Origin of the sequence: Stutzerimonas stutzeri (genome assembly GCF_013522825.1) — a bacterium.
GTDB classification, from domain to species: domain Bacteria; phylum Pseudomonadota; class Gammaproteobacteria; order Pseudomonadales; family Pseudomonadaceae; genus Stutzerimonas; species Stutzerimonas stutzeri_AK.
Map to the genome: position 1 here is coordinate 45,727 of NZ_JAAMQZ010000017.1, position 25,985 is coordinate 71,711.

General features: G+C 62.7%; 28 protein-coding genes. 16 read left to right on the forward strand and 12 right to left on the reverse strand.

Annotation, left to right across the window (positions count from 1 at the left end):
- Both G7020_RS12430 and rpoE read right to left on the reverse strand, forming a co-directional pair.
- Nucleotides 1–594: a sigma-E factor negative regulatory protein gene (locus tag G7020_RS12430; RefSeq protein WP_181084841.1), complete on the reverse strand. Its 594-nt coding sequence runs from the start codon at nucleotides 592–594 to the stop codon at nucleotides 1–3.
- Nucleotides 595–625: 31 nt separating this feature from the next.
- Nucleotides 626–1,207, reverse strand: coding sequence for an RNA polymerase sigma factor RpoE (gene rpoE, locus G7020_RS12435; protein ID WP_014851841.1), 582 nt, complete (start codon nucleotides 1,205–1,207; stop codon nucleotides 626–628).
- Between the two features lie 353 nt (nucleotides 1,208–1,560).
- On the opposite strand from rpoE, the gene nadB reads away from it, so the two are divergent.
- On the forward strand, nucleotides 1,561–3,174 hold the full coding sequence (nadB, locus tag G7020_RS12440; RefSeq protein WP_181084843.1) for an L-aspartate oxidase: 1,614 nt from the start codon (nucleotides 1,561–1,563) through the stop codon (nucleotides 3,172–3,174).
- Here the strand turns inward: nadB and G7020_RS12445 are convergent.
- Nucleotides 3,143–3,598, reverse strand: a complete 456-nt coding sequence (locus G7020_RS12445; RefSeq protein ID WP_181084845.1) for a protein YgfX — start codon at nucleotides 3,596–3,598, stop codon at nucleotides 3,143–3,145. The two genes, nadB and G7020_RS12445, sit on opposite strands and share 32 nt — an antisense overlap.
- Nucleotides 3,582–3,836, reverse strand: coding sequence for a succinate dehydrogenase assembly factor 2 (locus tag G7020_RS12450; RefSeq protein ID WP_181084847.1), 255 nt, complete (start codon nucleotides 3,834–3,836; stop codon nucleotides 3,582–3,584). Before G7020_RS12450 ends, G7020_RS12445 begins: the two co-directional genes overlap by 17 nt.
- Nucleotides 3,837–3,995: 159 nt before the next feature.
- On the opposite strand from G7020_RS12450, the gene G7020_RS12455 reads away from it, so the two are divergent.
- From G7020_RS12455 to G7020_RS12465, 3 genes are all read left to right on the forward strand, one after another.
- Entirely contained in the window at nucleotides 3,996–4,943 is a 948-nt protein-coding gene (locus tag G7020_RS12455; protein ID WP_181084849.1) for a YgfZ/GcvT domain-containing protein, read from the forward strand.
- A 64-nt stretch (nucleotides 4,944–5,007) separates the two neighbouring features.
- A complete protein-coding gene (locus tag G7020_RS12460; protein WP_181084851.1) occupies nucleotides 5,008–5,844 on the forward strand; it encodes an HDOD domain-containing protein in 837 nt (278 codons plus the stop codon).
- Between the two features lie 109 nt (nucleotides 5,845–5,953).
- Nucleotides 5,954–6,472 (forward strand): DUF4142 domain-containing protein, encoded by a 519-nt coding sequence (locus tag G7020_RS12465; RefSeq protein ID WP_336509719.1) that lies wholly within the window; start codon nucleotides 5,954–5,956, stop codon nucleotides 6,470–6,472.
- 32 nt (nucleotides 6,473–6,504) lie between these two features.
- Here G7020_RS12465 and ung read toward each other — a convergent pair whose 3' ends face one another.
- Nucleotides 6,505–7,200, reverse strand: a complete 696-nt coding sequence (gene ung / locus G7020_RS12470; RefSeq protein WP_181084853.1) for a uracil-DNA glycosylase — start codon at nucleotides 7,198–7,200, stop codon at nucleotides 6,505–6,507.
- Between the two features lie 217 nt (nucleotides 7,201–7,417).
- On the opposite strand from ung, the gene G7020_RS12475 reads away from it, so the two are divergent.
- Together G7020_RS12475 and G7020_RS12480 are read left to right on the forward strand one after the other, a co-directional pair.
- The gene (locus tag G7020_RS12475; protein WP_181084855.1) at nucleotides 7,418–8,662 is read left to right on the forward strand and encodes a substrate-binding protein; all 1,245 of its coding nucleotides are present in this window, start codon (nucleotides 7,418–7,420) and stop codon (nucleotides 8,660–8,662) included.
- Nucleotides 8,663–8,938: 276 nt separating this feature from the next.
- Nucleotides 8,939–9,757, forward strand: a complete 819-nt coding sequence (locus G7020_RS12480; RefSeq protein WP_181084857.1) for an enoyl-CoA hydratase — start codon at nucleotides 8,939–8,941, stop codon at nucleotides 9,755–9,757.
- 11 nt (nucleotides 9,758–9,768) lie between these two features.
- On the opposite strand, the gene G7020_RS12485 is transcribed toward G7020_RS12480, so the two are convergent.
- Nucleotides 9,769–10,182, reverse strand: coding sequence for a hypothetical protein (locus G7020_RS12485; RefSeq protein ID WP_181084859.1), 414 nt, complete (start codon nucleotides 10,180–10,182; stop codon nucleotides 9,769–9,771).
- A gap of 196 nt (nucleotides 10,183–10,378) precedes the next feature.
- Between G7020_RS12485 and rsxA the strand changes: the two genes are divergently transcribed.
- From rsxA to G7020_RS12525, 8 genes are all read left to right on the forward strand, one after another.
- Nucleotides 10,379–10,963 (forward strand): electron transport complex subunit RsxA, encoded by a 585-nt coding sequence (gene rsxA, locus G7020_RS12490; RefSeq protein WP_014851830.1) that lies wholly within the window; start codon nucleotides 10,379–10,381, stop codon nucleotides 10,961–10,963.
- Nucleotides 10,960–11,535 carry an electron transport complex subunit RsxB gene (gene rsxB, locus G7020_RS12495; protein ID WP_181084861.1) on the forward strand — a complete coding sequence of 192 codons (576 nt, stop codon included), beginning with the start codon at nucleotides 10,960–10,962 and terminating at the stop codon, nucleotides 11,533–11,535. Before rsxA ends, rsxB begins: the two co-directional genes overlap by 4 nt.
- Nucleotides 11,532–13,997 carry an electron transport complex subunit RsxC gene (gene rsxC / locus G7020_RS12500; protein ID WP_181084863.1) on the forward strand — a complete coding sequence of 822 codons (2,466 nt, stop codon included), beginning with the start codon at nucleotides 11,532–11,534 and terminating at the stop codon, nucleotides 13,995–13,997. Before rsxB ends, rsxC begins: the two co-directional genes overlap by 4 nt.
- 83 nt (nucleotides 13,998–14,080) lie before the next feature.
- Nucleotides 14,081–15,109, forward strand: coding sequence for an RnfABCDGE type electron transport complex subunit D (locus G7020_RS12505; protein WP_181084865.1), 1,029 nt, complete (start codon nucleotides 14,081–14,083; stop codon nucleotides 15,107–15,109).
- Nucleotide 15,110: 1 nt separating this feature from the next.
- Nucleotides 15,111–15,884 carry an electron transport complex subunit RsxG gene (gene rsxG, locus G7020_RS12510; RefSeq protein ID WP_181084867.1) on the forward strand — a complete coding sequence of 258 codons (774 nt, stop codon included), beginning with the start codon at nucleotides 15,111–15,113 and terminating at the stop codon, nucleotides 15,882–15,884.
- The gene (locus G7020_RS12515) at nucleotides 15,881–16,594 is read left to right on the forward strand and encodes an electron transport complex subunit E (protein WP_181084869.1); all 714 of its coding nucleotides are present in this window, start codon (nucleotides 15,881–15,883) and stop codon (nucleotides 16,592–16,594) included. The genes rsxG and G7020_RS12515 overlap by 4 nt, the downstream gene beginning before the upstream one ends.
- 105 nt (nucleotides 16,595–16,699) lie before the next feature.
- Nucleotides 16,700–17,338, forward strand: coding sequence for an endonuclease III (nth, locus tag G7020_RS12520; protein ID WP_181084871.1), 639 nt, complete (start codon nucleotides 16,700–16,702; stop codon nucleotides 17,336–17,338).
- A gap of 109 nt (nucleotides 17,339–17,447) precedes the next feature.
- Nucleotides 17,448–17,627 carry a PA3496 family putative envelope integrity protein gene (locus G7020_RS12525; RefSeq protein WP_181084873.1) on the forward strand — a complete coding sequence of 60 codons (180 nt, stop codon included), beginning with the start codon at nucleotides 17,448–17,450 and terminating at the stop codon, nucleotides 17,625–17,627.
- 51 nt (nucleotides 17,628–17,678) lie between these two features.
- Here the strand turns inward: G7020_RS12525 and gloA are convergent, their stop codons facing one another.
- The 3 genes from gloA to G7020_RS12540 form a co-directional block, all read right to left on the reverse strand.
- Complete coding sequence (gene gloA / locus G7020_RS12530; protein WP_181084875.1) at nucleotides 17,679–18,071, reverse strand: lactoylglutathione lyase; 393 nt, start codon at nucleotides 18,069–18,071, stop codon at nucleotides 17,679–17,681.
- A 160-nt stretch (nucleotides 18,072–18,231) separates the two neighbouring features.
- A complete protein-coding gene (locus G7020_RS12535; protein ID WP_181084877.1) occupies nucleotides 18,232–19,449 on the reverse strand; it encodes an argininosuccinate synthase in 1,218 nt (405 codons plus the stop codon).
- 96 nt (nucleotides 19,450–19,545) lie between these two features.
- Entirely contained in the window at nucleotides 19,546–20,439 is an 894-nt protein-coding gene (locus G7020_RS12540) for an OmpA family protein (protein ID WP_181084879.1), read from the reverse strand.
- 195 nt (nucleotides 20,440–20,634) lie between these two features.
- Here G7020_RS12540 and pyrC point away from each other — a divergent pair, with 195 nt between their 5' ends.
- On the forward strand, nucleotides 20,635–21,678 hold the full coding sequence (pyrC, locus tag G7020_RS12545; RefSeq protein ID WP_181084881.1) for a dihydroorotase: 1,044 nt from the start codon (nucleotides 20,635–20,637) through the stop codon (nucleotides 21,676–21,678).
- Nucleotides 21,675–22,349 carry a ribonuclease T gene (rnt, locus tag G7020_RS12550; protein ID WP_181084883.1) on the forward strand — a complete coding sequence of 225 codons (675 nt, stop codon included), beginning with the start codon at nucleotides 21,675–21,677 and terminating at the stop codon, nucleotides 22,347–22,349. Before pyrC ends, rnt begins: the two co-directional genes overlap by 4 nt.
- Before the next feature lie 110 nt (nucleotides 22,350–22,459).
- On the opposite strand, the gene thrC is transcribed toward rnt, so the two are convergent.
- The 3 genes from thrC to G7020_RS12565 all read right to left on the reverse strand — a co-directional run bounded on the left by thrC (nucleotide 22,460) and on the right by G7020_RS12565 (nucleotide 25,985).
- Nucleotides 22,460–23,884 (reverse strand): threonine synthase, encoded by a 1,425-nt coding sequence (thrC, locus tag G7020_RS12555; RefSeq protein WP_181084885.1) that lies wholly within the window; start codon nucleotides 23,882–23,884, stop codon nucleotides 22,460–22,462.
- Between the two features lie 90 nt (nucleotides 23,885–23,974).
- Nucleotides 23,975–25,279 carry a homoserine dehydrogenase gene (locus tag G7020_RS12560; protein WP_181084886.1) on the reverse strand — a complete coding sequence of 435 codons (1,305 nt, stop codon included), beginning with the start codon at nucleotides 25,277–25,279 and terminating at the stop codon, nucleotides 23,975–23,977.
- A gap of 208 nt (nucleotides 25,280–25,487) precedes the next feature.
- The gene (locus G7020_RS12565) at nucleotides 25,488–25,985 is read right to left on the reverse strand and encodes a GFA family protein (protein ID WP_181084887.1); all 498 of its coding nucleotides are present in this window, start codon (nucleotides 25,983–25,985) and stop codon (nucleotides 25,488–25,490) included.

Sequence of the window (25,985 nt, forward strand, 5' to 3'; positions counted from 1 at the left end):
TTAACGATCTTCCATACTGGCGGCGCGCGCATAGGGCAACGCACTTTCAGACTCGCTACCAAAGGCAGCCTGTTGCGCATGCTGGCGTACATACGCAGGCAGACGCTGTTCATGCCAGCCTTCGGCAGCGGAAGCCTCGGCGTCCATCGCTCCGGCATTGTCACTGCCGCTATAGCCAGCCAATACCGCCGGCCCCTGAGCAGCTTGCGGTACGGCAATGCTCGGCTGGGCAGCCTGTTGCGCCATCTGCGGCCCGGCGACTTCGCTCTGATTGTACAGACGAACACCCGCCAGTACAGCCACGGTCACCGAGGCGGCAACCGCCAGGCGACCCATATTGCGCCAGGCGGACTTCTGCGGCTTGACGACACTGATGGTCGGCTCATCGGCCAGGGCAGCGGATACCGCCGAAGCAATATCCATGCGGGGCTCGATCAACTCCCTGTGCATGGCGGCACGCGCAATCTGATAACGCGACCAGGTTGCACGCATCTCGCTATCGCCATCCGCTGCGAGCACTCGACGTAATTCTAACTCGTCCGCTTCGTTATCCATCACTGCGGACAGCGATTCATGCAGGGCTTCACGACTCATGGCGGTTCCTCTCTTGGCTGTCGCCGCTGTCTCAGGACTCATGCAACAAGGGTTGCAACGATTTATCTATGGCTTCCCGCGCCCGGAATATCCGAGAGCGGACTGTACCCACCGGACACTGCATGACGTTTGCAATGTCCTCATAACTGAGACCATCGAATTCGCGCAGTGTTAGAGCCGTGCGCAAATCTTCCGGAAGCTGCTGTATGGTTCGGTGGACCGTATCTTCGATTTCATCCCTGAGAAGCGCTCGCTCCGGCGACTCGATGTCCTTGAGGGCGTGATCGCCGTCGTAGAACTCCGCATCTTCGGAACTGACATCACTGTCCGGTGGCCGTCTCCCTCTGGCCACCAAATGATTCTTCGCCGTGTTGATTGCAATACGATACAGCCAGGTATAAAAGGCACTGTCGCCGCGAAAATTCGCCAGCGCCCGATAGGCCTTAATGAAGGCTTCCTGCGCAACATCCTGCGCCTCATGGGAGTCATGCACGAAACGCACGATCAGCCCAAGGATCTTGTGCTGGTATTTCAATACCAGCAAATCGAAAGCCCGCTTGTCTCCTCGCTGTACTCGTTCGACCAGTTGCTGGTCCTGCTCCTGGGTTAGCATAAACACTCCTTCATGACCCGGAAGGGGTGCTGCTCCTGCCAGCGAGCTGACCTGCCAGAATAGACCCGGGCTTTGCGCAAAAGTTCTCCCCCTTCCTAGCAAGCTGTACTGCACACGCCTGACGGCATTGGCAGGCAACGCGGAAAACCTGATCGGTTGACGCTGCCTCCCGGTATTTCACAGCAAAAGCCTTCCGCCCACTTTCTTCGGTGAGCACCCGGCTTGTATCCACAACTATCTATAGAAAGGGCCTGGCATGAAAAGTTCCTGAGCAACCTAAGAAAATGCGCGAGCGCTTTTTTGCCGCCACAGACACTCTATATACTGCCCGCGCCTCCAAAGCGAGATCTCAAATGAGCCAGCATCATCAATACGACGTTCTTGTCATCGGCAGCGGCGCCGCTGGCCTTACGCTGGCACTGAACCTGCCAACGACGCTACGCGTCGCCATACTCAGCAAGGGCGACCTGGCCAACGGATCGACTTACTGGGCCCAGGGTGGTGTCGCTGCCGTGCTGGACACCACCGACACGGTGGAATCCCATGTCGCCGATACCCTCGTCGCCGGCGCCGGCCTTTGCGATGAAGACGCCGTGCGCTTCACCGTCGAACACAGCCGCGAAGCCATCCAGTGGCTGATCGAACAGGGCGTGCCGTTCACCCGCGACGAGGCCGACCGCGAGGACGGCAGTTTCGAATATCACCTGACGCGCGAAGGCGGCCATAGCCATCGCCGCATCATTCATGCGGCTGACGCCACGGGCGCGGCAATCTTCAACACCCTGCTCGCCCGCGCCCAGGACAGAACCAATATCGACCTGCTGCAACAACGCGTCGCGGTCGATCTGATCACCGAGTACAAGCTCGGTCTGCCCGGCAGGCGCTGCCTGGGTGCCTATGTGCTGAACCGCGCCACGGGTGAAGTGGATACCTTCCGGGCCAAGTTCGTCGTGCTGGCAACCGGCGGGGCGGCAAAGGTCTACCTGTATACGAGCAACCCTGACGGCGCCTGTGGCGATGGCATCGCCATGGCCTGGCGCGCCGGCTGCCGGGTCGGCAACCTGGAGTTCAACCAGTTCCACCCGACCTGCCTCTATCACCCCAGGGCCAAGAGCTTCCTGATCACCGAGGCGCTACGAGGCGAAGGTGCCCTGCTCAAGCTACCCAACGGCGAACGCTTCATGCCGCGCTTCGACGAGCGCGCCGAGCTGGCCCCGCGCGACATCGTCGCACGCGCCATCGACCATGAGATGAAGCGGCTCGGTATCGATTGCGTCTACCTGGACATCAGCCACAAGCCATCCACCTTCATCCGTGAACACTTTCCCACCGTCTACGAGCGCTGCCTGGAATTCGGCATCGACATCACTCGCGAACCCATCCCGGTAGTGCCCGCCGCGCACTATACCTGCGGCGGCATTGTCGTCGACCAGGCCGGCAGGACCGACATTCCGGGGCTCTACGCCATCGGCGAAACCAGCTTTACCGGCCTGCACGGGGCCAATCGCATGGCCAGCAATTCGCTGCTGGAGTGTTTCGTCTACGCCCGCTCCGCCGCGCAGGACATGCTCCGCGAGTTGCCGAGCATCGAAGAGCAAGGCGCACTGCCGAGCTGGGACGCGAGCCAGGTGACCGACTCGGATGAAGACGTGATCATCGCGCACAACTGGGACGAACTGCGGCGCTTCATGTGGGATTACGTCGGCATCGTCCGCACCAACAAGCGCCTGATGCGCGCCCAGCACCGGGTACGCATGCTGCAGGGTGAGATCGACGAGTTCTATTCCAACTACAAGGTCAGCCGCGACCTCATCGAACTACGCAACCTGGCCCTTGTAGCCGACCTGATGATTCGCTCGGCGATGCAGCGCAAGGAAAGCCGCGGCCTGCACTACACCCTGGATTACCCCGAGGCGCTGCCCGAAGCCGTCGACACTATTCTGGTGCCGCCCACCTACGTCGACTGAACTTCAGCCGTACCCGCAGGCGTCGATGCTGCTCCGGCGGCATCGCGTCCCGCGCGACGCAGAGACCACGGGCAAACCACTGCCCCGGCGCCCTGAAACGCAGGATAACCATCGATGGCAGCGCAAGGCTGTCGGGCCGCAACTGCACGGGCTGCCAGCCGCCGCGCCGGTTCCACAGGGACCAGCCCTGCTGATCCTGACGCAGGCCACGCCAGGACGCATCACGCGCAAGCAGAATGCGCGACGGGATCACCCAGCCGGCATGCAGCAGGCACAGCAACAGGCCGGACGTTCGCAGCCACGGCGGGACCGGCAGCACCAGCAGGGTGACAACCGCCAGTACCAGCACCGCCAGATAAAGCGCCAGCAACAGGCGCGACGCCCGCCAGTGGCACTCGAACGGCTGACTATTTGGGCTGGACACGATCGAGGATCATGCGAACGATGAGGCGCAAGTCCTCGTCATCCGGTTCGGAGCGCTCCATGAACCAGCCGAACATGTCCTGGTCTTCGCAGCTCAACAACTGGCGATAGCGGCGCTGATTCTCTTCATCCAGCTGCGGATAAACCTCCTGGGTGAAAGGCACCAGCAGGACATCCAGTTCAAGCATGCCGCGACGGCTCTGCCAGAACAGACGATTGAGTTCGGATTGTTCGACCATGCCCATGTTCCTCGTTTGAAGCCCGGCATTATAGCCACAGGCGCAGCGCCCGACACGCTCTTGCGCGAAGGTCTGGCTGAGCGCAGTGCCAGCTGGCGCACGCTGTGTTTTCAAGCGGTCCTGCTATGATGCTCGCCTGATTCAGCACGGCGACCGATCATGACCGACACTGCTTTTTTCTGCGTCCTGTCGCACGAAGGCATCCTGGCCGTACGCGGCCCGGATGCCGGCAAATTCCTGCAGGGGCAGCTGACCTGTAACCTCAACTACCTCGACGCCCGACATTCGAGCCTGGGCGCACGTTGCACACCCAAGGGGCGTATGCAGTCGAGCTTCCGCATCGTTCCGAAAGGCGACGGCTACCTGCTGGCGATGGCCAGGGAGCTGGTGGAACCGCAGCGTGCCGATCTCGCCCGTTTCGCGGTATTTTCCAAGTCGAAACTGCATGACGAAAGCACGGAGTGGGTGCGCTTCGGCCTGCGCGGTGGCGACGGTGCCCTGGTCAGTCTGGGCCTCGATCTGTCGCAAACAGCCGACGAGGTGGCGACCGCGCACAACCTGATCGCCATCCGCCTGCCTGATGGCCGCGCAGAGCTCTGGGCGCCTGCGGCAGAGGCCGAAACCATCCGGCAGCGACTCGCCGCCCAACTGGCCGAAGCCTCGCTCGATCACTGGCGACTGGCGCAGATTCGCGCCGGTATCGGCCAGGTGTTCGGCGAAACCCGCGAGCTGTTCATCCCGCAGATGATCAATCTGCAAGCACTGGGTGGCGTCAGTTTCAAGAAAGGCTGCTACACCGGTCAGGAAATCGTCGCACGCATGCAGTACCTCGGCAAACTCAAGCGCCGCCTGCATCGTCTGGCCTTTCAGAATAGCGAGGCGTCAATGCCTGCGGCAGGACAGGAACTCTTTTCACCGGTTCATAACTCCAGTGTCGGCGAGGTGGTCATGGCGGCCCGAGCCGACGGAGCACTGGAACTGCTCGCCGTGCTGCAGCAAGACGCGGCCATCGATGGGCGCATATTCCTCGGCTCGGTCGATGGCGAGCCTCTGGACCTGCTCGATCTGCCGTACACCCTGGATGCGGACCGGGAAATCCAGCGCTGACAGGCCGTTCAAAAACGCCTGTCAGCCATCGGCGACTACCTTTATTGGAATCAGAAGGAATCACATGAGCACCCTCGCCGACAAAGTCCAGCAGGAACTGATCAAGGCCATCGAAAATGACGAACTGGTCCTGCCAACCCTTCCGGAAGTCGCCTTGCGCGTACGCGAGGCGGCGGAGGATCCCAGCGTCAGCATTCCCACGCTGTCCAGGGTGATCGGCAACGATACCGCGCTCACGGCCCGTATCATCAAAGTGGTAAACAGCCCCCTGCTGCGTACCCATCAGGAAATCAACGACCTGCAGACGGCGATCAGCCGTCTCGGCATCAATTACACGGCCAACCTGGCAACCGGCCTGGCCATGGAACAGATGTTCCAGGCGACTACCGACGCCGTGGATCGCAAGATGCGCGAGGTCTGGAACAAAAGTACCGAGATTGCGGCAATCAGCCATGTGCTGTGTCGCAACTTTACCCGCCTGCCGGCGGACCAGGCGACCCTTGCCGGCCTGGTCCACCAGATCGGCATCCTGCCGATCCTGACCTATGCCGAAGAACACGGCACACTGCTCGGCGATTCCATCAGCCTCAACCACGTGATCGAGCGGATTCACCCGATCATCGGCGAGAAGATCCTGCGCACCTGGGAATTCCCGGACCCGATCGCCGCGGTCCCCGGTCAGTACCTGGACTTTTCACGGGTATCGGACAAGGCCGACTACGTCGATATCGTCCAGGTCGCCACCCTGCAAAGCCATATCGGCAGTACCCACCCCTACACACAGCTCGACTGGAACCGGATTCCGGCATTCGCCAGGCTGGGACTGGAGCCCAGCACCCTGCTGCAGGAAGACGAAGACCTGTCAGCGGCAATGGACGCCGCCATGAGCATGCTGCAGTAGGAAAGCCATTGCTCCCGCTCGCCCTCGCACCTGGAAGGAACCGCTACCGTGCACCCCAGTCTTAAAAGGGGACGGCATCCTGCCGCTCAGGTGATTGAAGGAGAGCATCGTGAACAGCACAACCAAAGCGTTCCTATCGGGCACTACCGCACTGTTCTTCGGCATGGCTGCAAACCTTGCCCTGGCTGTCGAAGGTGAGAACTTCGTTGACGAAGCCTCTGCCAAAGGCATCGCGGAAATCGAAACCGCCAAGCTGGCGCTGGACAAGAGCAACTCCGAAGACGTCAAGACCTTCGCTCAGAAAATGATCGACGACCATACCCAGGCCAACCAGAAACTCGCTGAACTTGCCGGACAACATGACGACCTGGAGCTTTCCGACGAGGCCACGCTGATGGACAAGGCGAAAGCCATGATCCTCAAGTTCCGCGAGGGCGACAATTTCGACAAGGCCTATGCGAACAACCAGGTCGTGGCCCACGAGCAGACCATCGAGCTGTTTCGTGAGTACGCCCGGAACGGCGAAAACGCCGAACTGAAGCAGTTCGCCGAATCGACACTGCCGAAACTTGAGCAGCATCTCCAGCACGCCCAGGAACTGGCCTCGAAGCATGGCGCCAATCCGTAATTCCCCTCGGCGGCGTCAAGCCTGACGCCGCCTCATACCTCTACCGGCAACTGCCAGTCGATAGGCTCCAGGCCGTGTTGCCTGAGAAACTGATTGGCACGGCTGAAGTGTCCGTTGCCGATAAAGCCTCGATGCGCCGACAGCGGCGATGGATGAACGGACTTGAGCAGTAGATGCCGAGTCGGGTCGATCAGCTTCGCCTTGCTTTGCGCATGGGCGCCCCAGAGCATGAAGACGACATTCGAGCGCTGCTCGCTGACAAGCTCGATAATCCTGTCGGTCAGTCGCTGCCAGCCCATTTTCGCATGCGATCCGGCCAGCCCCTGCTCCACCGTGAGCGAGGTGTTGAGCATCAGTACGCCCTGATCCGCCCAGTGCTGCAAATAGCCGTGACGGGGAATCTCCAGATTCAGATCGCGCTTGAGTTCCTTGTAGATGTTCTGCAGCGACGGCGGTGGTGCGACGCCCGGCTGGACCGAAAAACACAGGCCATGGGCCTGGCCGGGACCGTGATAGGGGTCCTGACCGAGAATGACCACCCGCACCTGCTCCAGCGGCGTGGAATCCAGCGCGTTGAAGATCAGCGGGCCGGGGGGATATATGACCTTGCCGGCGGCCTTTTCCCGACGAAGAAAATCGCCCAGTTCGCGCATGTACGGCTGTGCAAACTCATCTTTCAAGGCCGCTTTCCAGCTCGCTTCGAGCTTGACGGGATGATCCTGACTCATAGTCGCTCCTGCAGCAGTGACGATACAAAATGTCGAGTTTCAAAGTGAGCCGGCCGGCAGAGAGCTTGATCCAGCGCACTACCGCTCACCAGCAGGCTTCGATAATGTTGCCCACCGCACGCCTGTGAGTTCTACGACCATTGAAAGGGTGACGGAGTGGCGCAGGCCGCTGTACAACAGCGTCTCTGCCGACAAAAAAACAAAAAAGGATCCTGCGATGAAACGGATTACCCTCTTGGCTCTGGGGCTGGGTTTCTGTCTTGCTGCCCAAGCTGCGGACCCGATCACACTTGGCCTGAATTATCCCCGCACTGGCAGCTATAAAGAAGAAGGACTGTCGCAAATGCGCGGCGCCTTGCTTGCCATCGACGAAATCAATGCGCGTGGCGGCGTACTCGGTCGTCCGCTGCAGCTCATCAGCCGCAACACGGCTTCGCGCCCGGAAAAGGCGGTGGTCAACGTCGACAGGATGGCCGATGAAGGCGTAGCCATGCTCTTCGGCGGTGTCTCCAGCGCTGTGGCAATCGCCGCCAGCAAGCGCGCCAAGGAACGAGGCCTGCTCTACTTTGGCACCATTACCTATTCCAACGACACCACCGGCAAGGACGGCCACAGGTACATGTTCCGCGAATGCAACAACGCCTGGATGAGTGCGCGGGTGCTGGGGCAATACCTGAACGAAACCATGCCGAACAAGCGTTATTTCTACCTCACCGCCGATTACACCTGGGGCCATACCAGCGAAAGCTCGCTGCGTCAGGCAACCGGGACCACCGATCAGTCCCAGCATCCGGGCACCAAGACCCCCTTCCCCGGCGCGCGCCTTTCCGATTTCCGCAAGGCATTGCAGCAGGCCGAGCAGAGCGGCGCCGACGTGCTGGCGCTGGTGCTCTACGGTGAGGACATGGTGCGCGCGATGCGCATCGCCGACGAATTGGGCCTGAACAAGAAAATGCAGATTGCGGTACCCAACCTGAGCATGACCATGGTCGAGTCCGCCGGCCCCGATATCATGCGCGGCGTACTGGGTACCGAACCCTGGACCTGGCGCGTCCCGGAGATTGAAGGGTCCGAGCATGGCAAGGCCTTCGTGAAGAACTTCGGTGAGCGCTATCAGTCCCACCCCTCCAGCTCTGCAGCCATCGCCTACACCATCGTTTACCAATGGGCCGATGCAGTCACCCGCGCCAAGAGCCTCGACAGCGAAAAGCTGATCGCGGCTCTCGAAGGCCATCGCTACACGCTGCTCAAGGATGAACAGTACTGGCGCCCCTTCGATCACCAGAGCGTACAGACAGTCTATGCTGTGAGAGTGAAACAGCGCGAAGAGGTATTGAAGGACAAATACAGGCAAGACTACTTTGAAATCGTCCACCGCCTGTCCGGCGAAGAGGCGGCGCCGACCCTGGCCGAATGGCAGGAAGAACGGCGCTCAGCCAACCAGCCGCTGCAACTGCAATAACAGGCACAGCGGGAATGGCAGAACCCGCCATTCCCGCTTCCGCCACCAAGGGAACTGCAACCCCGACGCCTCGACGGACTCTGCATAGCAGGTCGTTGAAAAATGCAGGCGAGGCAGGCAAGACGAGGCAAAAACAGCCGAAGAACGGACTGGGCTCGCATACGAGTTTAGTTTTCTAAATGAGCATTCTGAGGCTGTTTTTAACGACGTATTGCCAACGCAGGTAATTTTTCAACGATTTGATAGAGTCCTGACCTCCCTGCGAGGATTCCTGCCATGAGCAACGCACTCGAACCCTACAAGCCCGGCATCTTCGACCTGACCCACAAGCTGACCGTCGAAAAGCACGGCCATACCGCACTGATCACTATCAACCATCCGCCGGCCAATACCTGGGACCGGGAGTCGCTGATCGGCCTCAAGCTGGTGATCGAACACCTCAACCACGACGACGATATCTATGCGCTGGTGATCTGCGGCCAGGGCGAAAAGTTCTTCAGCGCCGGCGCCGACCTGAAACTCTTCGCCGATGGCGACCGGCTGCGCGCGCGGGAAATGGCACGTCGCTTCGGCGAAGCCTTCGAGGCCCTGCGCGATTTTCGTGGCGTTTCCATCGCCGCCATCAACGGCTTCGCCCTGGGCGGCGGGCTGGAGTGCGCGCTGGCCTGTGACATCCGCATTGCCGAGCGCCAGGCCCAGCTGGGCTTGCCGGAAGCCTCGGTGGGCCTGCTGCCCTGCGCCGGCGGCACCCAGGCGCTGGCCTGGCTGGTAGGCGAAGGCTGGGCCAAGCGCATGATTCTCTGCGGTGAGCGTCTCGACAGCGAAACCGCATTGCGCATCGGCCTGATCGAGCAGATCGTCGAGCCCGGAGAGTCCCGCGGACACGCGCTGTTGCTGGCCTCACGAGTCGCACGACAAAGCCCGGTGGCAGTCCGCGCCATCAAACCCCTGATCGACAGCGTGCGCAGTCGCGGCCCCAATACCCTCGCAGCCGCCGAGCGGGAAGCCTTCCTCGGCCTGTTCGAAGCCCAGGACACCCTTGAGGGCGTCAACGCCTTCCTGGAGAAACGTGAACCACACTGGCGAAACCGCTGAATCAGCCGGCCTCAGTTGCGCCGGTAACCTCGCTGATTGAAGTCGCGCCGCTGCGGTGGTCGGTAATCAAGCCCCTGCCGCGGGCCGTGGTCTCGACGATAGCCCTCTGTCCGCCGCTCATGCTGCCAGCGCGACGGATGATCCATGCGGGGCTGACGCCCCTTGTTCCAGCGCTGTGGGCGATCGACACCGCGATGCCGCTCGTAATACTGCGGCGGCAACTGCCCCTGAAAGCGCGGCGGCAGATTCTGCTGATACTGGCGATGCTGCGGGTAAGGACTGCGTGGGTCGTACCGATACGGACCACTGCCGATGCGATAGCTGTTGCCGTCCGGCTGATAGACCCAGACGCGTCCCGGCGCATCGGCCTGCACCGGCAACGCCAGGCTCAGGCCCAGCAGCAGTAAAAGGGCTCTGACATTCATCGGGAACCTCCGCAAACGAAGCCGCGACAATCGTCCACGGCACTTTCAATCAGACCACAGCCTGAGCACATACGAGCAGCCAACAGACAGCCGGCGCAGCCTGCGACAGCCAGTCGCGACTTGTATGGCCGCGACCGCTTGCCGATAATGGCGGCCTTTTAGCCTCGGGCTCATACAGAGCACCACAGGAACCCGCATGACCGAACTCGCCCTGATCATGGTTAGCGCCATCCTGGTCAACAATTTCGTGCTGGTACAGTTTCTCGGCCTGTGCCCGTTCATGGGCGTCTCGAAAAAGATCGAAACCGCCATCGGACTCTCCCTGGCCACCACCTTCGTGCTGACATTGGCGGCGATGTGCAGCTATCTGGTACAGCAATATGTACTCAAGCCGCTGGATCTGGAATTCCTGCGCACCATCAGTTTCATCCTGGTGATCGCCGTGGTGGTGCAGTTCACCGAAATGGTGGTGAACAAGACCAGTCCGCTGCTTTATCGCGTGCTGGGCATCTTCCTGCCGCTGATCACCACCAACTGCATCGTGCTGGGCGTGGCCCTGCTCAATGCCAACAAGTCCGAATTCACCTTCATCACCGCGACCGCCAACGGCTTTGCCGCCGGCCTGGGCTTTTCCCTGGTGCTGGTGCTGTTCGCCGCCATGCGTGAACGCATCGCCATTGCGGACGTTCCCCGCTCGTTCCAGGGCGCGGCCATCGGCATGGTCACCGCCGGCCTGATGTCGCTGGCATTCATGGGCTTCACCGGGTTGATCAAGCTATGAGCCTGGTTCTGATTGCCGTACTCGCGCTGCTGGCGCTGTGCCTGGTGTGCGGCGCGATCCTGGGATTCGCGGCAGTGCGCTTCCGGGTCGAGGGCGACCCGATCGCCGAGCAGATCAACGCCCTGCTGCCGCAGACCCAGTGCGGCCAGTGCGGCTATCCAGGCTGCAAGCCCTACGCCGAGGCCATCGCCGGCGGCGACAAGATCAACAAGTGCCCACCGGGTGGCGAGTCCACCATCCAGGCACTGGCCGACCTGCTGGATGTCGAGCCGGAGCCGCTGGATGCCGTGGAAGGCGAAGTGCCGCCGCGCGTCGCCTACATTCGCGAAGCCGAGTGCATCGGCTGCACCAAGTGCATCCAGGCCTGCCCGGTGGATGCCATCGTCGGCGCGGCCAAGCAGATGCACACGGTGATCGTTTCCGAATGCACCGGCTGCGACCTCTGTGTCGAGCCCTGCCCGGTGGACTGCATCGACATGATCGAACTGGGCAGTAACCTGCAGAGCTGGAAATGGGACCAGCCGCTGGCGCCGGGCCAGCTGATCGCCAGTGACCGGGAGCAGGCCGCATGACCTCGTTGAACGTCTGGAACATCCACGGCGGCATCCATCCGCCGGAGCGCAAGGAGCTGTCCAACCGCACGCCGGTCCGGCAGATGCCGCTGCCCGCGCGGCTGATCGTGCCGCTTGCCCAGCACCTGGGCGCGCCCGCCGAACCCTGCGTCACCCTCGGCGAGCCGGTGCTCAAGGGCCAACTGATCGCCGAGGCCAGCGGCTTCGTCAGCGCGCCGCTGCATGCGCCCACCTCGGGCACCGTCAGTTTCATCGGCCCACAGCCCTACCCGCACGTCTCGGGCATGACCGCGACGGCCATCGTCATCGACAGCGACGGTCGGGACCAGTGGATCGAACTGCAGCCACGCACCGATTACCGCCAGCTGCCGCCTGCCGATCTGCTGGAAATCATCCGTCAGGCCGGTATCAACGGCCTCGGCGGCGCCGGCTTCCCCACTGCCGTGAAACTCACCGCGCCGCCCACGCAGGCGATTCACACGCTGATCATCAACGGCACCGAGTGCGAACCCTACATCACCGCCGATGACCTGCTGATGCGCGAGAAGGCCGCCGAACTGGTCGCCGGTATCGAGATCCTCGAACACCTGATCCAGCCGCAGCGGGTGCTGATCGGCATCGAGGACAACAAGCCCGAAGCCATCGAAGCCGTGCGCGCCGCGCTGGGCGACAGGCCCTATGCGCTCAAGGTCTTCCCCACCAAATACCCCTCCGGTGGCGAAAAGCAGCTGATCCAGATCCTCACCGGCGAGGAGGTCCCCAGCGGCGGCCTGCCCGCCGATATCGGCATGCTCTGCCAGAACGTCGGCACCTGCGTCGCCATTCATGATGCCGTGCTTCTGGGCAAGCCGCTGATCTCGCGCATCACCACCCTGACCGGTGAAGCCCTGGCCGAGCCGATGAACGTCGAGGCGCTGATCGGCACACCGGTGGCCGAGCTGCTGGCCTTCGCCGGGCTCGACAGCGGCAAGCTCAACCGCCTGATCATGGGCGGACCGATGATGGGCTTCACCCTGCCGTCGCTGGACGTGCCGCTGATCAAGACCACCAACTGCCTGCTGGCCAGCACCCTCGCCGAGCTGCCGCCACCACCGCCGGCGTTGCCCTGCATCCGTTGCGGCGAGTGCGCCGAAGCCTGTCCGGCCAGCCTGCTGCCGCAGCAATTGCATTTCTTCGCCCTGGGCCAGGAACACGAGCAGCTCAAGGCCTACAACCTGTTCGACTGCATCGAATGCGGCGCCTGCGCCTACGTCTGCCCTTCGAGCATTCCGCTGGTGCAGTACTACCGCGCCGCCAAGGGCGAGATCCGCGCCCTGGAGCACAAGCAGCAGAAGGCCGAGCACTCCAGACAGCGCTTCGAACTGCGCCAGGAACGCCTGCGCCGCGCCGAAGAGCAGAAGGAAGCCGACCGCAAGGCCCGTGCCGAACGCGCCGCGCGCGCCAAGGAGGCACAGGCGCAAGCCGGCCAGGATGACCCGGTCGCCCGCGTCCAGGCGCAAAAGGCCGGCCTGTCCGAGGAACAGAAGAAACTCAAGATCGAAGCCAGCATGGCCCAGGTCGCCCTGAAGAAAGCCGAGAAACAGCTCGCCGCCCATGCCACGCCCGAGCTGGAGGCACAGGTCGCCGAACTGCGTGTCGCTGCCAGCCAGGCGCAGCAAGCCCTGGACGAAGCCAACGCTGCCGCACCAGCCGAAGCCGCACCGGCCCCGGCCAGTGACGAGGCTGCGAAGAAGGCCAAAATCGAAGCCGCCATGCTGCGTGCACAGGTCCGCAAGCTGGAAAAACTGGAGAGTCGAGACGAGCAGCAGCAGGCCGAACTGACCCACTTGCAGGCGCAATTGACCACAGCCGAGCAGGCACTGGCTGAGGCACAGCAAAACGCACCCATTGCTCCGAGCAAGCCGGCCAACGACGAAGCCGCCAAGCAAGCCAAGATCGAAGCCGCGATGCTCCGCGCCCAGCTACGCAAGCTGGAAAAGCTCGAAACCCGCGATGAGGAACAACAGACCGAGCTGACCCGCCTGCAAGCGCAACTTGCCGAAGCGGAACAGGCACTGGCCGGCGTACAGCAAAGCGCTCCCGTTGCCAAGAAACCGGTCGCCGACGAGGCCCTGAAGAAAGCCAAGATCGAACTGGCGATGAAACGCGCCGAACTGAAGAAAGCCGAAAAGGCCGGTGCCGACGAAGCCGAGCTCGGCAAACTGCGCGACGGTCTGGCCAGTGCCGAACAGGCCCTGCACGCGGCGGAAGAAAACTCCGCCAAGCCCGCACCAGAGCTGGTTCGTACCGACAAGCGTCCGATAGACGAGCAGGCCCGCGCCCTGAAGACCGAAGTCGCCTTCGCTCGCGCCGACCTGCGCAAGCTGGAACGCGCTACCGACAACGACACTACCGCGATCGAGGCCGCCCGTCAGCGCCTGAGCGAAGCCGAGCGCAAGCTGCAGGAACACACCGACTCATAAATAGCGGCGCCACAGGCGCAACTATCCGGGCGCGACAATCCCCGTGAAGACCGCGCCCCGCACCACATTCGACCGGAGAGCCAATGGCCCTGCCACGCATCACCTCACCGCACAGCACCGGCAGCAACCGCACCCAGCGGATCATGCTGCTGGTGCTGGCTGCAACCTTGCCAGGCGTCGTCGCCCTCACCTGGCTTTACGGCGCCGGCACGCTGATCAACCTGTGCTGGGCCAGCGCCGTCGCACTGGGCTTCGAAGCCCTGATGCTCAAGGTGCGGCAGCGCCCGGTGCAGTTCTTCCTGCGTGACGGCAGTGCGCTGGTCACCGCCGTGCTGTTGGCGCTGGCCCTGCCGCCCTATTCACCCTGGTGGCTGACGCTGATCGCTACCGGCAGCGCCATCGTCTTCGGCAAGCAGCTCTACGGCGGGCTGGGCCAGAACCCCTTCAACCCGGCGATGATTGGTTACGTCGTGGTACTGATCTCCTTCCCGGTGGAGATGACTTCATGGCCGGTGCCTCACGGCGTTGGCCTGAGCGCCGGTCTGCAGCATATCCTCGGCATCGCCTCGCTGCCCGATGGCTGGAGCCAGGCCACCGCACTGGACGCGATGAAACTGAACAAGAGTCTGACCGTGGACGAGCTCTGGGCCAATCCGGCATTCGGGCACTTCGGCGGCATCGGCTCGGAGGTGGCCAACCTGGCATTCCTCGCTGGCGGTCTGTTTCTGCTGCACAAACGGCTGTTCAGTTGGCATGCGCCGGTGGGCATGCTCGCGGCACTGGCGCTGATGAGCCTGGTGTTCTGGAACGGCTCGGGCTCCGATAGCAACGGCTCACCGCTGTTCCACCTGCTCAGCGGCGCCACCATGCTCGGCGCCTTCTTTATCGTGACCGATCCGGTCAGCAGCGCCACCAGTACCCTTGGGCGGCTGATCTTCGGCGCCGGCGTCGGTATCCTCGTCTACGTCATTCGCGCCTGGGGCGGCTACCCCGACGGCGTGGCATTCGCCGTGCTGCTGATGAACCTGGCAGCACCGACCATCGACTACTACACCCGTCCGCGCACCTACGGCCACCGCAAGGCCGAGCGTGGCTTCAAGCTGGGCGAATGACATGATCCTTCCCGAACTCAGCCGCTCGATGTTCAGAAACGCCCTGGTGCTGGGGTTGTTCGCAGTGGTCACCGTGGGCGCGGTGACGCTGCTGCAGCAGCTCACCACCGAACGCATTCAGGCCGCCGAGCGTGCGGCGCAACTGCGCGCCCTGAACGAAATCCTGCCCCATGGCAGCTACGACAACCATCTGCTCGACAGCAGCGTCGACGTGCACCATCCGCTGCTCGGCACCCGACAGCCCGTTCCCGCCTATATCGCCCGCAGCAACGGCAAGCCCAGCGCGGTGATCCTCCAGGCCATTGCGCCGGATGGCTACAGTGGCGCGATCCATCTGCTGGTTGGCGTGCTCGCCGATGGCCGCATCGCCGGTGTGCGTGTGGTCCGCCACCGCGAAACCCCCGGCCTGGGCGACAAGATCGAGCTGGCCAAGGACCGCTGGATCCTGGGTTTCGATGACAGGTCCCTGGACAACCCACAAACCAGCGGCTGGGCCGTGAAGAAGGATCGCGGCGACTTCGACCAGTTCGCCGGCGCGACCATCACCCCTCGCGCCGTAGTCGGCGCCGTGCACCGCGCCCTGCAGTATTTCGATGCGCACAAGGACGAACTGCTCGGCGCCAGCACCCACCCGGTTGCCCCCGAGCAGGCGTTACCGGAGCTGGACGAGCCCGACACAGCCACCCGCCATTCCCGCGCCGGCAGCGCTGCAACCCGTGACGACATGCAGATCACTGATCCGCAATCCGAGCAGCAGACAGGTGACACGCCATGAGCACACCCAGCTATCGCGAACTGAGCCTCAACGGCCTCTGGAAGAACAATCCGGCGCTGGTACAGCTGCTGGGCCTCTGCCCGCTGCTCGGGGTCAGCAACTCCGCGGTCAACGCCCTCGGCCTTGGCCTGGCCACGGCGCTGGTACTGGTCTGCTCGAACCTCAGCGTTTCGCTGGTGCGCGGCGTGGTCAACACTGCCGTGCGCCTGCCGGCCTTCGTGATGATCATCGCGGCGCTGACCACCTGCATCGAGCTGCTGATGCAGGCCTACACCTACGAGCTCTACCAGATCCTCGGCATCTTCATTCCACTGATCACCACCAACTGCGTGATCCTCGGTCGTGCCGACGGCTTCGCCGCCAAGCACAATCCGCTGATCGCCAGCTTCGACGGCCTGGTCATGGGGCTGGGCTTCGCGCTGGTGCTGCTGGTGCTCGGCGGTCTGCGCGAGCTGTTCGGTACCGGCGCGTTGTTCGCCAACATGCAGCTGCTGTTCGGCCCCATCGCCGCCGACTGGCAGATCACCGTCTTCAGCGACTACAAGGGCTTCCTGCTGGCAATCCTGCCGCCCGGCGCCTTTATCGTCCTCGGCCTGCTGATCGCGCTGAAGAACCGCATCGACCTGCAATTGGCCGAGCGCGCCAGGGCGCAGCAGCCCGAAGCTGCGGTACAAAGCCGCCGGGTTCGGGTGACCGGGGTGATCGAATGAAGTGGAAAGCTGCAAGCTTCAAGCGGCAAGTAGAAGCGGCAGCGACCCTGACATCGTTATCGGCCCCGGCTTGACGCTTGTGGCTTGAAGCTTGGAGCTGTTTGCATGAACGCAGAAAAACGCCGGGAAATCTTTCGCCGCTTCCACGAAGACAACCCCGAGCCCAAGACCGAGCTGGCCTACAGCACGCCGTTCGAGCTGCTGATCGCGGTGATCCTTTCCGCGCAGGCCACCGATGTCGGTGTCAACAAGGCCACCGCCAAGCTCTATCCGGTCGCCAACACGCCGGAGGCGATCTACGCGCTGGGTGTCGAGGGACTGTCGGAGTACATCAAGACCATCGGCCTGTACCGGGGCAAGGCGAAGAACGTCATCGAGACCTGTCGCATCCTTGTCGAGAAGCATGGCAGCCAGGTGCCGGACAACCGCGAAGACCTCGAAGCCCTGCCCGGCGTCGGTCGCAAGACGGCCAACGTGGTGCTCAACACCGCGTTCCGCCAGTTCACCATGGCCGTCGACACCCATATCTTCCGCGTCGCCAACCGCACCAACATCGCCCCCGGCAAGAACGTGCTGGAAGTCGAACGCAAGCTGATCAGGTTCGTGCCCAAGGACTATCTGCTGGATGCCCATCACTGGCTGATCCTGCATGGACGCTACGTCTGCAAGGCACGCAAACCCCAATGTGGCAGTTGCCGTATCGAAGACCTGTGCGAATACAAGCACAAGACCTCCGACGATTGAGCGCTTGGAGGTAAAAGCTATCGGGCGATTGAAAAAATCTTTTTTACGGCCTTGTTTTTTGTCGCTATAAGGTGCGCCATCAGCGCGCCTTAGCCGTGGAGTAAGACAAGTGTCCGAGAAAGAAGAAATCGAGATTGAAGACGACTTCGTCGGTGAGGACGAAGACGATACCGCAGAAGCCCCGGTCGAAGTGGCCAAGACCAACCTGACCAAGCGCCGCATCATCGACAACCTGCTCGAAGAGCGTCGACTGCGCAAGCAGCTCAACGAGTTCGACTTCGATCTTTAAGCAGAAAGCCCCGAATCCGGGGCTTTTTCATTCTGCCAGGTCATTCAGGAATCAGTCCCCGCGGTTTGGCGACAACAGCTCCACCTTGTAGCCATCCGGGTCCTCGACGAAAGCCAGGATGCTGCTGCCATGCAGCATCGGCCCCGGCTCGCGGGTGATCTTGCCACCACGGCTGCGAATGTCCTCGCACGCCTTGTAGACGTCTTCCACTTCCAGGGCGATATGCCCGTAGCCGGTGCCCAGCTCATAGCTTTCGACGCCCCAGTTGTGGGTCAGCTCCAGCACGCTGTTGTGAGCCTCGTCTCCGTAACCGACGAATGCCAGGGTGAACTTGCCGTCGGGGTAATCCTTGCGGCGCAGCAGGGTCATGCCCAGCACTTCGGTGTAGAAGGCGATGGATCTGTCCATATCGCCGACGCGGAGCATGGTGTGGAGTAGTCTCATCGGGTTTCTCCTCGTCAAAGAACCTGTTCACGATCAAAACACAGACCCCGGCTTGTGGCCGGGGTCGCGGTGTTTATATAGGAGCGGGCTTGCTCGCGATCATTCACAAGTGAAGCTTCGCAAGCAAGAACTAGGCGTCCCCCTCGCTCCTACAACGACATCAGAGCGGGCTGCGACCCTTGCCGGCGGCGATGCGCAGGCGCAGGGCGTTGAGCTTGATGAAGCCTGCGGCGTCGGCCTGATCGTAGGCGCCGGCATCGTCCTCGAAGGTAGCGATGTTGGCGTCGAACAAGGACTCGTCGGACTTGCGACCGGCGATGATGATGTTGCCCTTGTACAGTTTCAGACGTACCACGCCGTTCACCGTGGTTTGGGAGGCGTCGATCATCTGCTGCAGCATCAGGCGCTCCGGGCTCCACCAGTAGCCGTTGTAGATCAGGCTGGCGTACTTGGGCATCAGCTCGTCTTTCAGATGCGCGACTTCGCGGTCCAGGGTGATCGACTCGATGGCGCGGTGGGCCTTGAGCATGATGGTGCCGCCAGGGGTCTCGTAGCAGCCACGGGACTTCATGCCCACGTAGCGGTTCTCGACGATGTCCAGACGACCGATGCCGTTCTCGCCGCCGATGCGGTTCAGCTCGGCCAGCACGGTGGCCGGGCTCAGCTCCTTGCCGTCGATGGCGACGATATCGCCCTTGCGGTAGGTCAGCTCGATGTAGGTCGGGGTATCTGGCGCGGCTTCCGGGGACTTGGTCCAGCGCCACATGTCCTCTTCATGCTCGGTCCAGGTGTCTTCCAGCACGCCGCCCTCGTAGGAGATGTGCAGCAGGTTGGCGTCCATGGAGTACGGCGACTTCTTCTTGCCGTGGCGCTCGATCGGGATAGCGTGCTTCTCGGCGTAGTCCATCAGCTTCTCGCGCGACAGCAGGTCCCACTCGCGCCAGGGGGCGATGACCTTGACGCCCGGCTTGAGCGCATAGGCGCCCAGCTCGAAACGCACCTGGTCGTTACCCTTGCCGGTGGCACCGTGGGAGATGGCGTCGGCGCCGGTCTCGTTGGCGATCTCGATCAGGCGCTTGGCGATCAGCGGGCGGGCGATGGAGGTGCCCAGCAGGTACTCGCCTTCGTAGACGGTGTTGGCGCGGAACATCGGGAACACGAAATCGCGCACGAACTCTTCGCGCAGGTCGTCGATATAGATTTCCTCGACACCCATGGCCTTGGCCTTGGCGCGGGCCGGCTCGACCTCCTCGCCCTGGCCGAGGTCGGCGGTGAAGGTCACCACTTCGCAGTTATAGGTATCTTGCAGCCACTTGAGAATCACCGAGGTGTCCAGGCCACCGGAATACGCCAGGACTACCTTCTTTACGTCGGCCATTGCCATCCACTCCCGGGATTGAAGGAAAACGACAATTCTACTGGTCGCGACGTTGGTTTTACAGGGGCACAGCCCCTGGCATGGCCCGATTGCCGGTCAGGACGACGGACTGACAGCTTCGGCAGCGGCTGTGGTAGTGGCCGGCTCGCGATACAGGCTCAGGCTCACCCGGCGATTCTTGGCGCGGCTGGCCGCGTTCCGGTTGGGCACCAGCGGGTATTGCTCACCATGGAAGCGCAACGTGATCTGCTCCTTCGGCACGCCGTTGGCCAGCAGATATTCCTCCACAGCCAGGGCGCGACGCCGGGAAAGGTCGCGGTTGCTGAGCCGGTTGCCGCTGTTGTCGGAATGGCCATCGAGCTGGATACGATTGACCGTGGGATCGGCCCGCAGGTATTGCAGGATGATATCGAGCTTGGCCTGGCCCAGCGCATCGAGTGTCACGTCACTGCTGGGGAAGCCGATCTGCGACTTGCGAATCTGATCGAAATTCACCGGCAGCAGCTTCGCCGTGCAGCCACGGAAATCCTCATAGGCCTTGCCGAAACGCGCCGGCAGCAGGCGCACTTCCAGCGCCTCACCGCCGTGCAGAGTGCGATGACGCACCACCGGACTGCGACCGTCGAGCAGACCACTGAGCAGGCGTCCAGCCTGCAGGTGCGAGCTATTGAACGGAATATCGCCCTCACCCACGGAAACCACACCCAGGTTGATATCACTGCGGCTCGGCTGCCAGGGCGCAGCGGCTGCCAGCAGTGTCGCCGAGCCGGCGCCCAGCCAGCGCTCCGGCGAATGCAGGCGGAAGATCGCCTCCTCACCGGCACGCCGCACGAACTCGCCACGACCAAAGCCGGCAATCGGCTGCGCCAGTCTGCACTCGAACTGATCCCCCTCGACCTGCCACTGCACCCTCTCCAGACGCGTCTGGAAAGTCAGGGCATTGGCCGGCGAGGCCAGAAGGCAAGCCAGGATAAGAGGGCGCAGGCGCACACGAGGCTCCACGGGGAAGGAACATTCAACCTGTGTATCGGTGCGCCCTGCAAAAACTTGAACGCGCAGATCTTCATTCCAGCGGCGCTGCCGTCACGCAACGGGGTCCTTTCAGCTCGCCGCATCCCGCCTGCGGCGATTTTTCCTCGCATTTCCGGTAGCATTCGCGCACGTTTGATCCGCTTGGAAACCCGCATGTCCGATCGCATTACTCTCCTTCGTCCCGACGACTGGCATATCCATCTGCGCGATGGCGCGGCGTTGGCACACACCGTGGCGGACGCCGCACGCCAATTCGCCCGCGCCATCGTCATGCCGAACCTGGTGCCGCCGGTGCGCAATGCCGCCGAAGCGCACGACTATCGCCAGCGGATCATTGCCGCCCGTCCCAAGGGCAACGCCTTCGAGCCGCTGATGGTGCTCTATCTCACCGACGGCACGCAGCCCGACGAGATTCGCGCGGCCAAGAACAGCGGCCATGTTTACGCGGCCAAGCTCTATCCAGCGGGCGCCACCACCAACTCGGCCTCCGGCGTGACCCGCATCGAGAATATTTTCCCGGTACTGGAAACCATGGCCGAGGTCGGCCTGCCGCTGCTGGTGCATGGCGAAGTGACACGCTCGGAAATCGATATCTTCGACCGCGAGAAATACTTCATCGAGGAGCAGATGAGCCGGATCACCGAACGCTTTCCGACGCTGAAAGTGGTATTCGAGCACATCACCACCCGTGACGCGGTGCAGTTCGTCGAAGCTTCGGCCAGCAATGTCGGCGCGACCATCACCGCGCACCACCTGCTCTACAACCGCAACCACATGCTGGTGGGCGGGATTCGTCCGCACTTTTTCTGCCTGCCGATCCTCAAGCGCAACGTTCACCAGGAAGCGCTGCTCGACGCCGCCACCGGCGGCAGCCCGAAATTCTTCCTCGGCACCGATTCGGCGCCCCATGCCCAGCACGCCAAGGAAAACGCCTGCGGCTGTGCAGGCTGCTACACCGCCTTCGCGGCGATCGAGCTCTATGCCGAGGCGTTCGAACAGCGCAATGCGCTGGACCGCCTGGAAGCCTTTGCCAGCCATTTCGGCGCCGACTTCTATGGTCTGCCGCGCAATACCGAGCAGATCACACTGGTTCGCGAGCCCTGGAGCGTGCCGGGCAACCTGCCCTTTGGCGAGCACAACCTGGTGCCCCTGCGCGCCGGCGAAACCCTGCAATGGCGACTGGAGGCAAACGCATGAGCGAGGACTCGTTCGACGACGAACAGGACAACAACCTCTCCGGCAAGTCTCGCTCACCCATGGCGCAGCGCTTTCGGGGCTTCCTGCCGGTGGTGGTCGACGTCGAGTGCGGCGGCTTCAACTGCGCCACCGACGCCCTGCTGGAAATCGCCGCGGTGACCATCGGCATGGATGAACAGGGTCTGCTCTATCCACAGGACACCCTGTTCTACCGTGTCGAGCCCTTCGCCGGCGCCAATATCGAAGCCGCCGCGCTGGAGTTCACCGGCATCAAGCTGGATCATCCCCTGCGCATGGCCGTGCCCGAAGCACAGGCAATGGGCGATATCACCCGCGGCGTACGCAAGGCGGTCAAGTCCGCCGGCTGCAAGCGCGCCATTCTGGTCGGGCACAACAGCAGCTTCGACCTGGGCTTTCTCAACGCGGCGATTGCCCGTTGCGACATCAAGCGCAACCCCTTCCACCCCTTCTCCAGCTTCGACACCGCCACCCTCGCCGGCCTCGCCTACGGCCAGACCGTACTGGCCAAGGCCTGTCAGGCGGCGGGCATCGACTTCGACGGGCGCGAAGCGCACTCGGCCCGCTACGACACCGAGAAGACCGCCGAGCTGTTCTGCGGCATCGTCAACCGCTGGAAGGAAATGGGCGGCTGGGAAGAGTTTGACGACTAACAGCGGTGAGGCCGACAAAGCGCTGGAGGCTTGAGGCTGGACGAAAAAGCGACTCGCAGTGGTCCTTTCGTCCAGCCTCAAGCCTCCAGCGCTTTTGTCGTCTTTTGCCTTTACAGCGGCTTGCCGCGATTGCCATGCTCGCTGACGAAGGCCTGCACGGCCTTGAGGTCGTTCGCCAGCACGGTGCAGCGCTCGGGACGCTCGAACAGGTCGGCCAGATGCGCCGGCAATTCCAGCGCCTTACCGACTCCGGCCTTCTCCACCGCCTCGGGGAATTTCACCGGATGCGCGGTGCCCAGGGTCACCATCGGCGTTGCCAGGCTACGGCGGCATTCGCGCGCAGCATAGACGCCAATCGCGGTATGCGGATCGAGCACTTCGCCGGTGGCCGCGAACACCTCGGCAATGGTCTTGCAGGTCTGCTCGTCGTCCACGGCCAGGGAATCGAACAACTTGCGCGCCTCGGTCCAGCGCTCTTCCTCGACCGACAGCTTGCCGCTGGCCTTGAAGGCGCTCATCAGCTCGGCCACGGCGGCGCCGTTGCGACCGTGCAGGTCGAACAGCAGGCGCTCGAAGTTGGACGAGACCATGATGTCCATGGACGGCGACAGCGACGGATGCAGGGTGTCCTTGTCGTAGCGGTTACCGCTCATGAAGCGGTGCAGGATGTCGTTGCGGTTGGTCGCGACCACCAACTGACTGATCGGCAGGCCCATGTTGCGTGCCAGGTAGCCGGCGAAAATATCGCCGAAGTTGCCGGTCGGCACCGAGAACGCCACGGAACGCGCCGGACCGCCCAGCTGCAGCGCCGCATGGAAGTAGTAGACGATCTGGGCCATGATCCGCGCCCAGTTGATCGAGTTGACCGCCACCAGACGGGTGCCCTTGAGGAAGCCCTGGTCGGCGAAGCTGTCCTTGACCATTTCCTGGCAGTCGTCGAAGTTGCCTTCGATGGCGATGTTATGGATGTTGTCGCCGAAGATGGTGGTCATCTGGCGGCGCTGCACCTCAGACACGCGCTGGTGCGGATGCAGGATAAAGATATCGACGTTGTCGCAGCGGCGGCAGCCTTCGATGGCCGCCGAGCCGGTATCACCGGAAGTGGCGCCGATGATCACCACCCGCTCGCCGCGCTTGGCCAGGACGTAGTCAAGCAGGCGACCGAGCAGTTGCAGGGCGAAATCCTTGAACGCCAGGGTCGGGCCGTGGAACAGCTCCATCACCCATTCGTTGCCGTCCAGTTGGCGCAGCGGTGCGACCGCGCTATGGGCGAATACGCCCTGCCCTGATGAAGAATAGGTTTCTTCGAGAATCTGCTTGAAATCGGCATCAGGAATGCTGCCTGCCACGAAGGGACGCATGACCTTGAACGCCAGCTCGTGGTACGGCAAGCCGGCCCAGGAGGCGATTTCCTCGACGGTGAAGCGCGGCAGGTTCTCCGGCACATAGAGGCCGCCGTCGCTGGCCAGCCCGGCCAGCAGCACATCTTCGAAATTCAGGGCCGGAGCCTGGCCACGGGTGCTGATATAGCGCATATCTAAAAACCTTTCATAAAAGCCGATAACAGCGCTGAAGGCTGGAGGCTGAACGCAAAAGCACTTTCGTCCAGCCTCCAGCCTTCAGCCTCAAGCGAGTTGCTCTACCCGGATGCGCACGACCTTGCCAACCACGTCATCGAGGGTTTCGAGGGCGGAGATGGCGTTGTCGATGCGCTGCTCCACCACCCGATGGGTGACCAGGATGACCGGCACCAGGCCGTCATGCTCTTCGGCTTCCTTCTGCATGATCGATTCGATGTTGATGCCATGCTGGGAAAGAATGGTCGCGACCTGGGCCAGCACGCCTGGATGATCCTTGGCCTGGATGCGCAGATAATAGGCGCTCTCGCAGTCGCTGACCGGCAGGATCGGATGAGCCGACAGTGCGTCGGGCTGGAACGCCAGCGGCGGCACGTGATTGCTCGGGTCGGCACTCAGCGCGCGCGCCACGTCCACCAGATCGGCGACCACCGCCGAGGCGGTCGGCTCCATGCCGGCGCCGGCACCGTAATAAAGCGTCGAACCCACGGCATCGCCATTGACCATCACCGCGTTCATCACGCCGTTGACGTTGGCGATCAGGCGGTCGGCGGGGATCAGCGTCGGATGCACCCGCAGCTCGATGCCGGCGTCGGTGCGGCGCGCCACGCCCAGGTGCTTGATGCGATAACCCAGCGCCTCGGCGTAGTTCACGTCAGCCGTGGTCAGCTGCGAAATGCCCTCGGTATAGGCCTTGTCGAACTGCAGCGGAATGCCGAAGGCGATGGAGGCAAGAATGGTCAGCTTGTGCGCGGCATCGATGCCTTCGACGTCGAAAGTCGGATCGGCCTCGGCATAACCCAGCTCCTGGGCTTCCTTGAGCACGTCCTCGAAGGTGCGACCCTTCTCGCGCATCTCGGTCAGGATGAAGTTGCCGGTGCCGTTGATGATGCCCGCCAGCCAGTTGATGCGGTTGCCCGCCAGGCCCTCGCGGATCGCCTTGATCACCGGAATGCCGCCTGCCACCGAGGCCTCGAAGGCGACGATGACGCCCTTTTCACGGGCGCGGGCGAAGATTTCGTTGCCGTGCACGGCGATCAGCGCCTTGTTCGCGGTGACCACATGCTTGCCGTTCTCGATGGCCTTGAGCACCAGCTCATGGGCCAGGGTGTAGCCGCCGATCAGCTCGACGACGATATCGATTTCGGGGTTGCCGGCGACGGCGAAAACGTCGTCGGTAATGGCGATGCTACCGGTGTCGCAACGGGGATTCGGATGACGGGTCGCGATCTGCACGACTTCGATTCCACGCCCGATGCGACGGGCAATCTCCTCGGCATTGCGCTTGAGCACATTGAAGGTTCCGCCACCGACGGTTCCCAGCCCACAGATGCCAACTTTCACCGGTTTCAAGCTGCACTCCCCATTGCCAGCGAACGACCGGACACACCAGCCGAACAAAAGAGTCGCACATTACGAAGCGCACGGGATTTAGTCAAATCGGCTGGAGGTGTACCAGGGCCTGTACCCGTTCCGGGTCGATACGACAGAGTATCTGGAGGGCCGAATTCATTCGGCCATCGTCGCCGCGCAAAGGCCGAACGAGTTCGGCCCTACGGGCTCAGCTTTCCGCCCCGCCCAGGCCGAGGCGCTCATGCCACTGGGCCAGCGACTCGTCCGGGTAGTCAGCGAAGCATTTATCGCCCTCATGGATCTCCGGCTCGACCCAGCTGGCTTTGGAGTCGAGCATCAGGTGAGTGTGTTCGGGCGGCGTGGGTAGATCGGTATCGATGGCCGACGCATGCGGATGGACCAGCTCCGGCCAGCCGGGGTCCCATAGCCAGAGCGCGCTGCCGCAGTGCCTGCAGAAGTGACGCTGCCCTTCGCTGAAGGTGACCGCGCCGGTTTCAGGATCGACCATACGCGCCCGATAGACGCTCAGGTGCTCCCGCCCTTCTATCGCCAGCGTCCGGTAGTCGCCGCCGAGGTTGATCGCATAACCGCCGCCACCTGCCGTCTTGCGACAGATGGAGCAATAGCAGCGCATGAATGGATAAGGCGTGGCCGATTCCAGCGAGAAACGCACGGCCTTGCAGTGACAGGACCCTTCAAGTTTCAT

Bases quoted from the DNA above. Each gene is read 5' to 3' on its own strand.
- G7020_RS12430 (WP_181084841.1), bottom strand. From the start codon at position 594: ATGAGTCGTGAAGCCCTGCATGAATCGCTGTCCGCAGTGATGGATAAC.
- rpoE (WP_014851841.1), bottom strand. From the start codon at position 1,207: ATGCTAACCCAGGAGCAGGACCAGCAACTGGTCGAACGAGTACAGCGA.
- nadB (WP_181084843.1), top strand. From the start codon at position 1,561: ATGAGCCAGCATCATCAATACGACGTTCTTGTCATCGGCAGCGGCGCC.
- G7020_RS12450 (WP_181084847.1), bottom strand. From the start codon at position 3,836: ATGGTCGAACAATCCGAACTCAATCGTCTGTTCTGGCAGAGCCGTCGC.
- G7020_RS12455 (WP_181084849.1), top strand. From the start codon at position 3,996: ATGACCGACACTGCTTTTTTCTGCGTCCTGTCGCACGAAGGCATCCTG.
- G7020_RS12460 (WP_181084851.1), top strand. From the start codon at position 5,008: ATGAGCACCCTCGCCGACAAAGTCCAGCAGGAACTGATCAAGGCCATC.
- ung (WP_181084853.1), bottom strand. From the start codon at position 7,200: ATGAGTCAGGATCATCCCGTCAAGCTCGAAGCGAGCTGGAAAGCGGCC.
- G7020_RS12475 (WP_181084855.1), top strand. From the start codon at position 7,418: ATGAAACGGATTACCCTCTTGGCTCTGGGGCTGGGTTTCTGTCTTGCT.
- G7020_RS12480 (WP_181084857.1), top strand. From the start codon at position 8,939: ATGAGCAACGCACTCGAACCCTACAAGCCCGGCATCTTCGACCTGACC.
- G7020_RS12485 (WP_181084859.1), bottom strand. From the start codon at position 10,182: ATGAATGTCAGAGCCCTTTTACTGCTGCTGGGCCTGAGCCTGGCGTTG.
- rsxA (WP_014851830.1), top strand. From the start codon at position 10,379: ATGACCGAACTCGCCCTGATCATGGTTAGCGCCATCCTGGTCAACAAT.
- rsxB (WP_181084861.1), top strand. From the start codon at position 10,960: ATGAGCCTGGTTCTGATTGCCGTACTCGCGCTGCTGGCGCTGTGCCTG.
- rsxC (WP_181084863.1), top strand. From the start codon at position 11,532: ATGACCTCGTTGAACGTCTGGAACATCCACGGCGGCATCCATCCGCCG.
- G7020_RS12505 (WP_181084865.1), top strand. From the start codon at position 14,081: ATGGCCCTGCCACGCATCACCTCACCGCACAGCACCGGCAGCAACCGC.
- rsxG (WP_181084867.1), top strand. From the start codon at position 15,111: ATGATCCTTCCCGAACTCAGCCGCTCGATGTTCAGAAACGCCCTGGTG.
- G7020_RS12515 (WP_181084869.1), top strand. From the start codon at position 15,881: ATGAGCACACCCAGCTATCGCGAACTGAGCCTCAACGGCCTCTGGAAG.
- nth (WP_181084871.1), top strand. From the start codon at position 16,700: ATGAACGCAGAAAAACGCCGGGAAATCTTTCGCCGCTTCCACGAAGAC.
- gloA (WP_181084875.1), bottom strand. From the start codon at position 18,071: ATGAGACTACTCCACACCATGCTCCGCGTCGGCGATATGGACAGATCC.
- G7020_RS12535 (WP_181084877.1), bottom strand. From the start codon at position 19,449: ATGGCCGACGTAAAGAAGGTAGTCCTGGCGTATTCCGGTGGCCTGGAC.
- pyrC (WP_181084881.1), top strand. From the start codon at position 20,635: ATGTCCGATCGCATTACTCTCCTTCGTCCCGACGACTGGCATATCCAT.
- rnt (WP_181084883.1), top strand. From the start codon at position 21,675: ATGAGCGAGGACTCGTTCGACGACGAACAGGACAACAACCTCTCCGGC.
- thrC (WP_181084885.1), bottom strand. From the start codon at position 23,884: ATGCGCTATATCAGCACCCGTGGCCAGGCTCCGGCCCTGAATTTCGAA.
- G7020_RS12565 (WP_181084887.1), bottom strand. From the start codon at position 25,985: ATGAAACTTGAAGGGTCCTGTCACTGCAAGGCCGTGCGTTTCTCGCTG.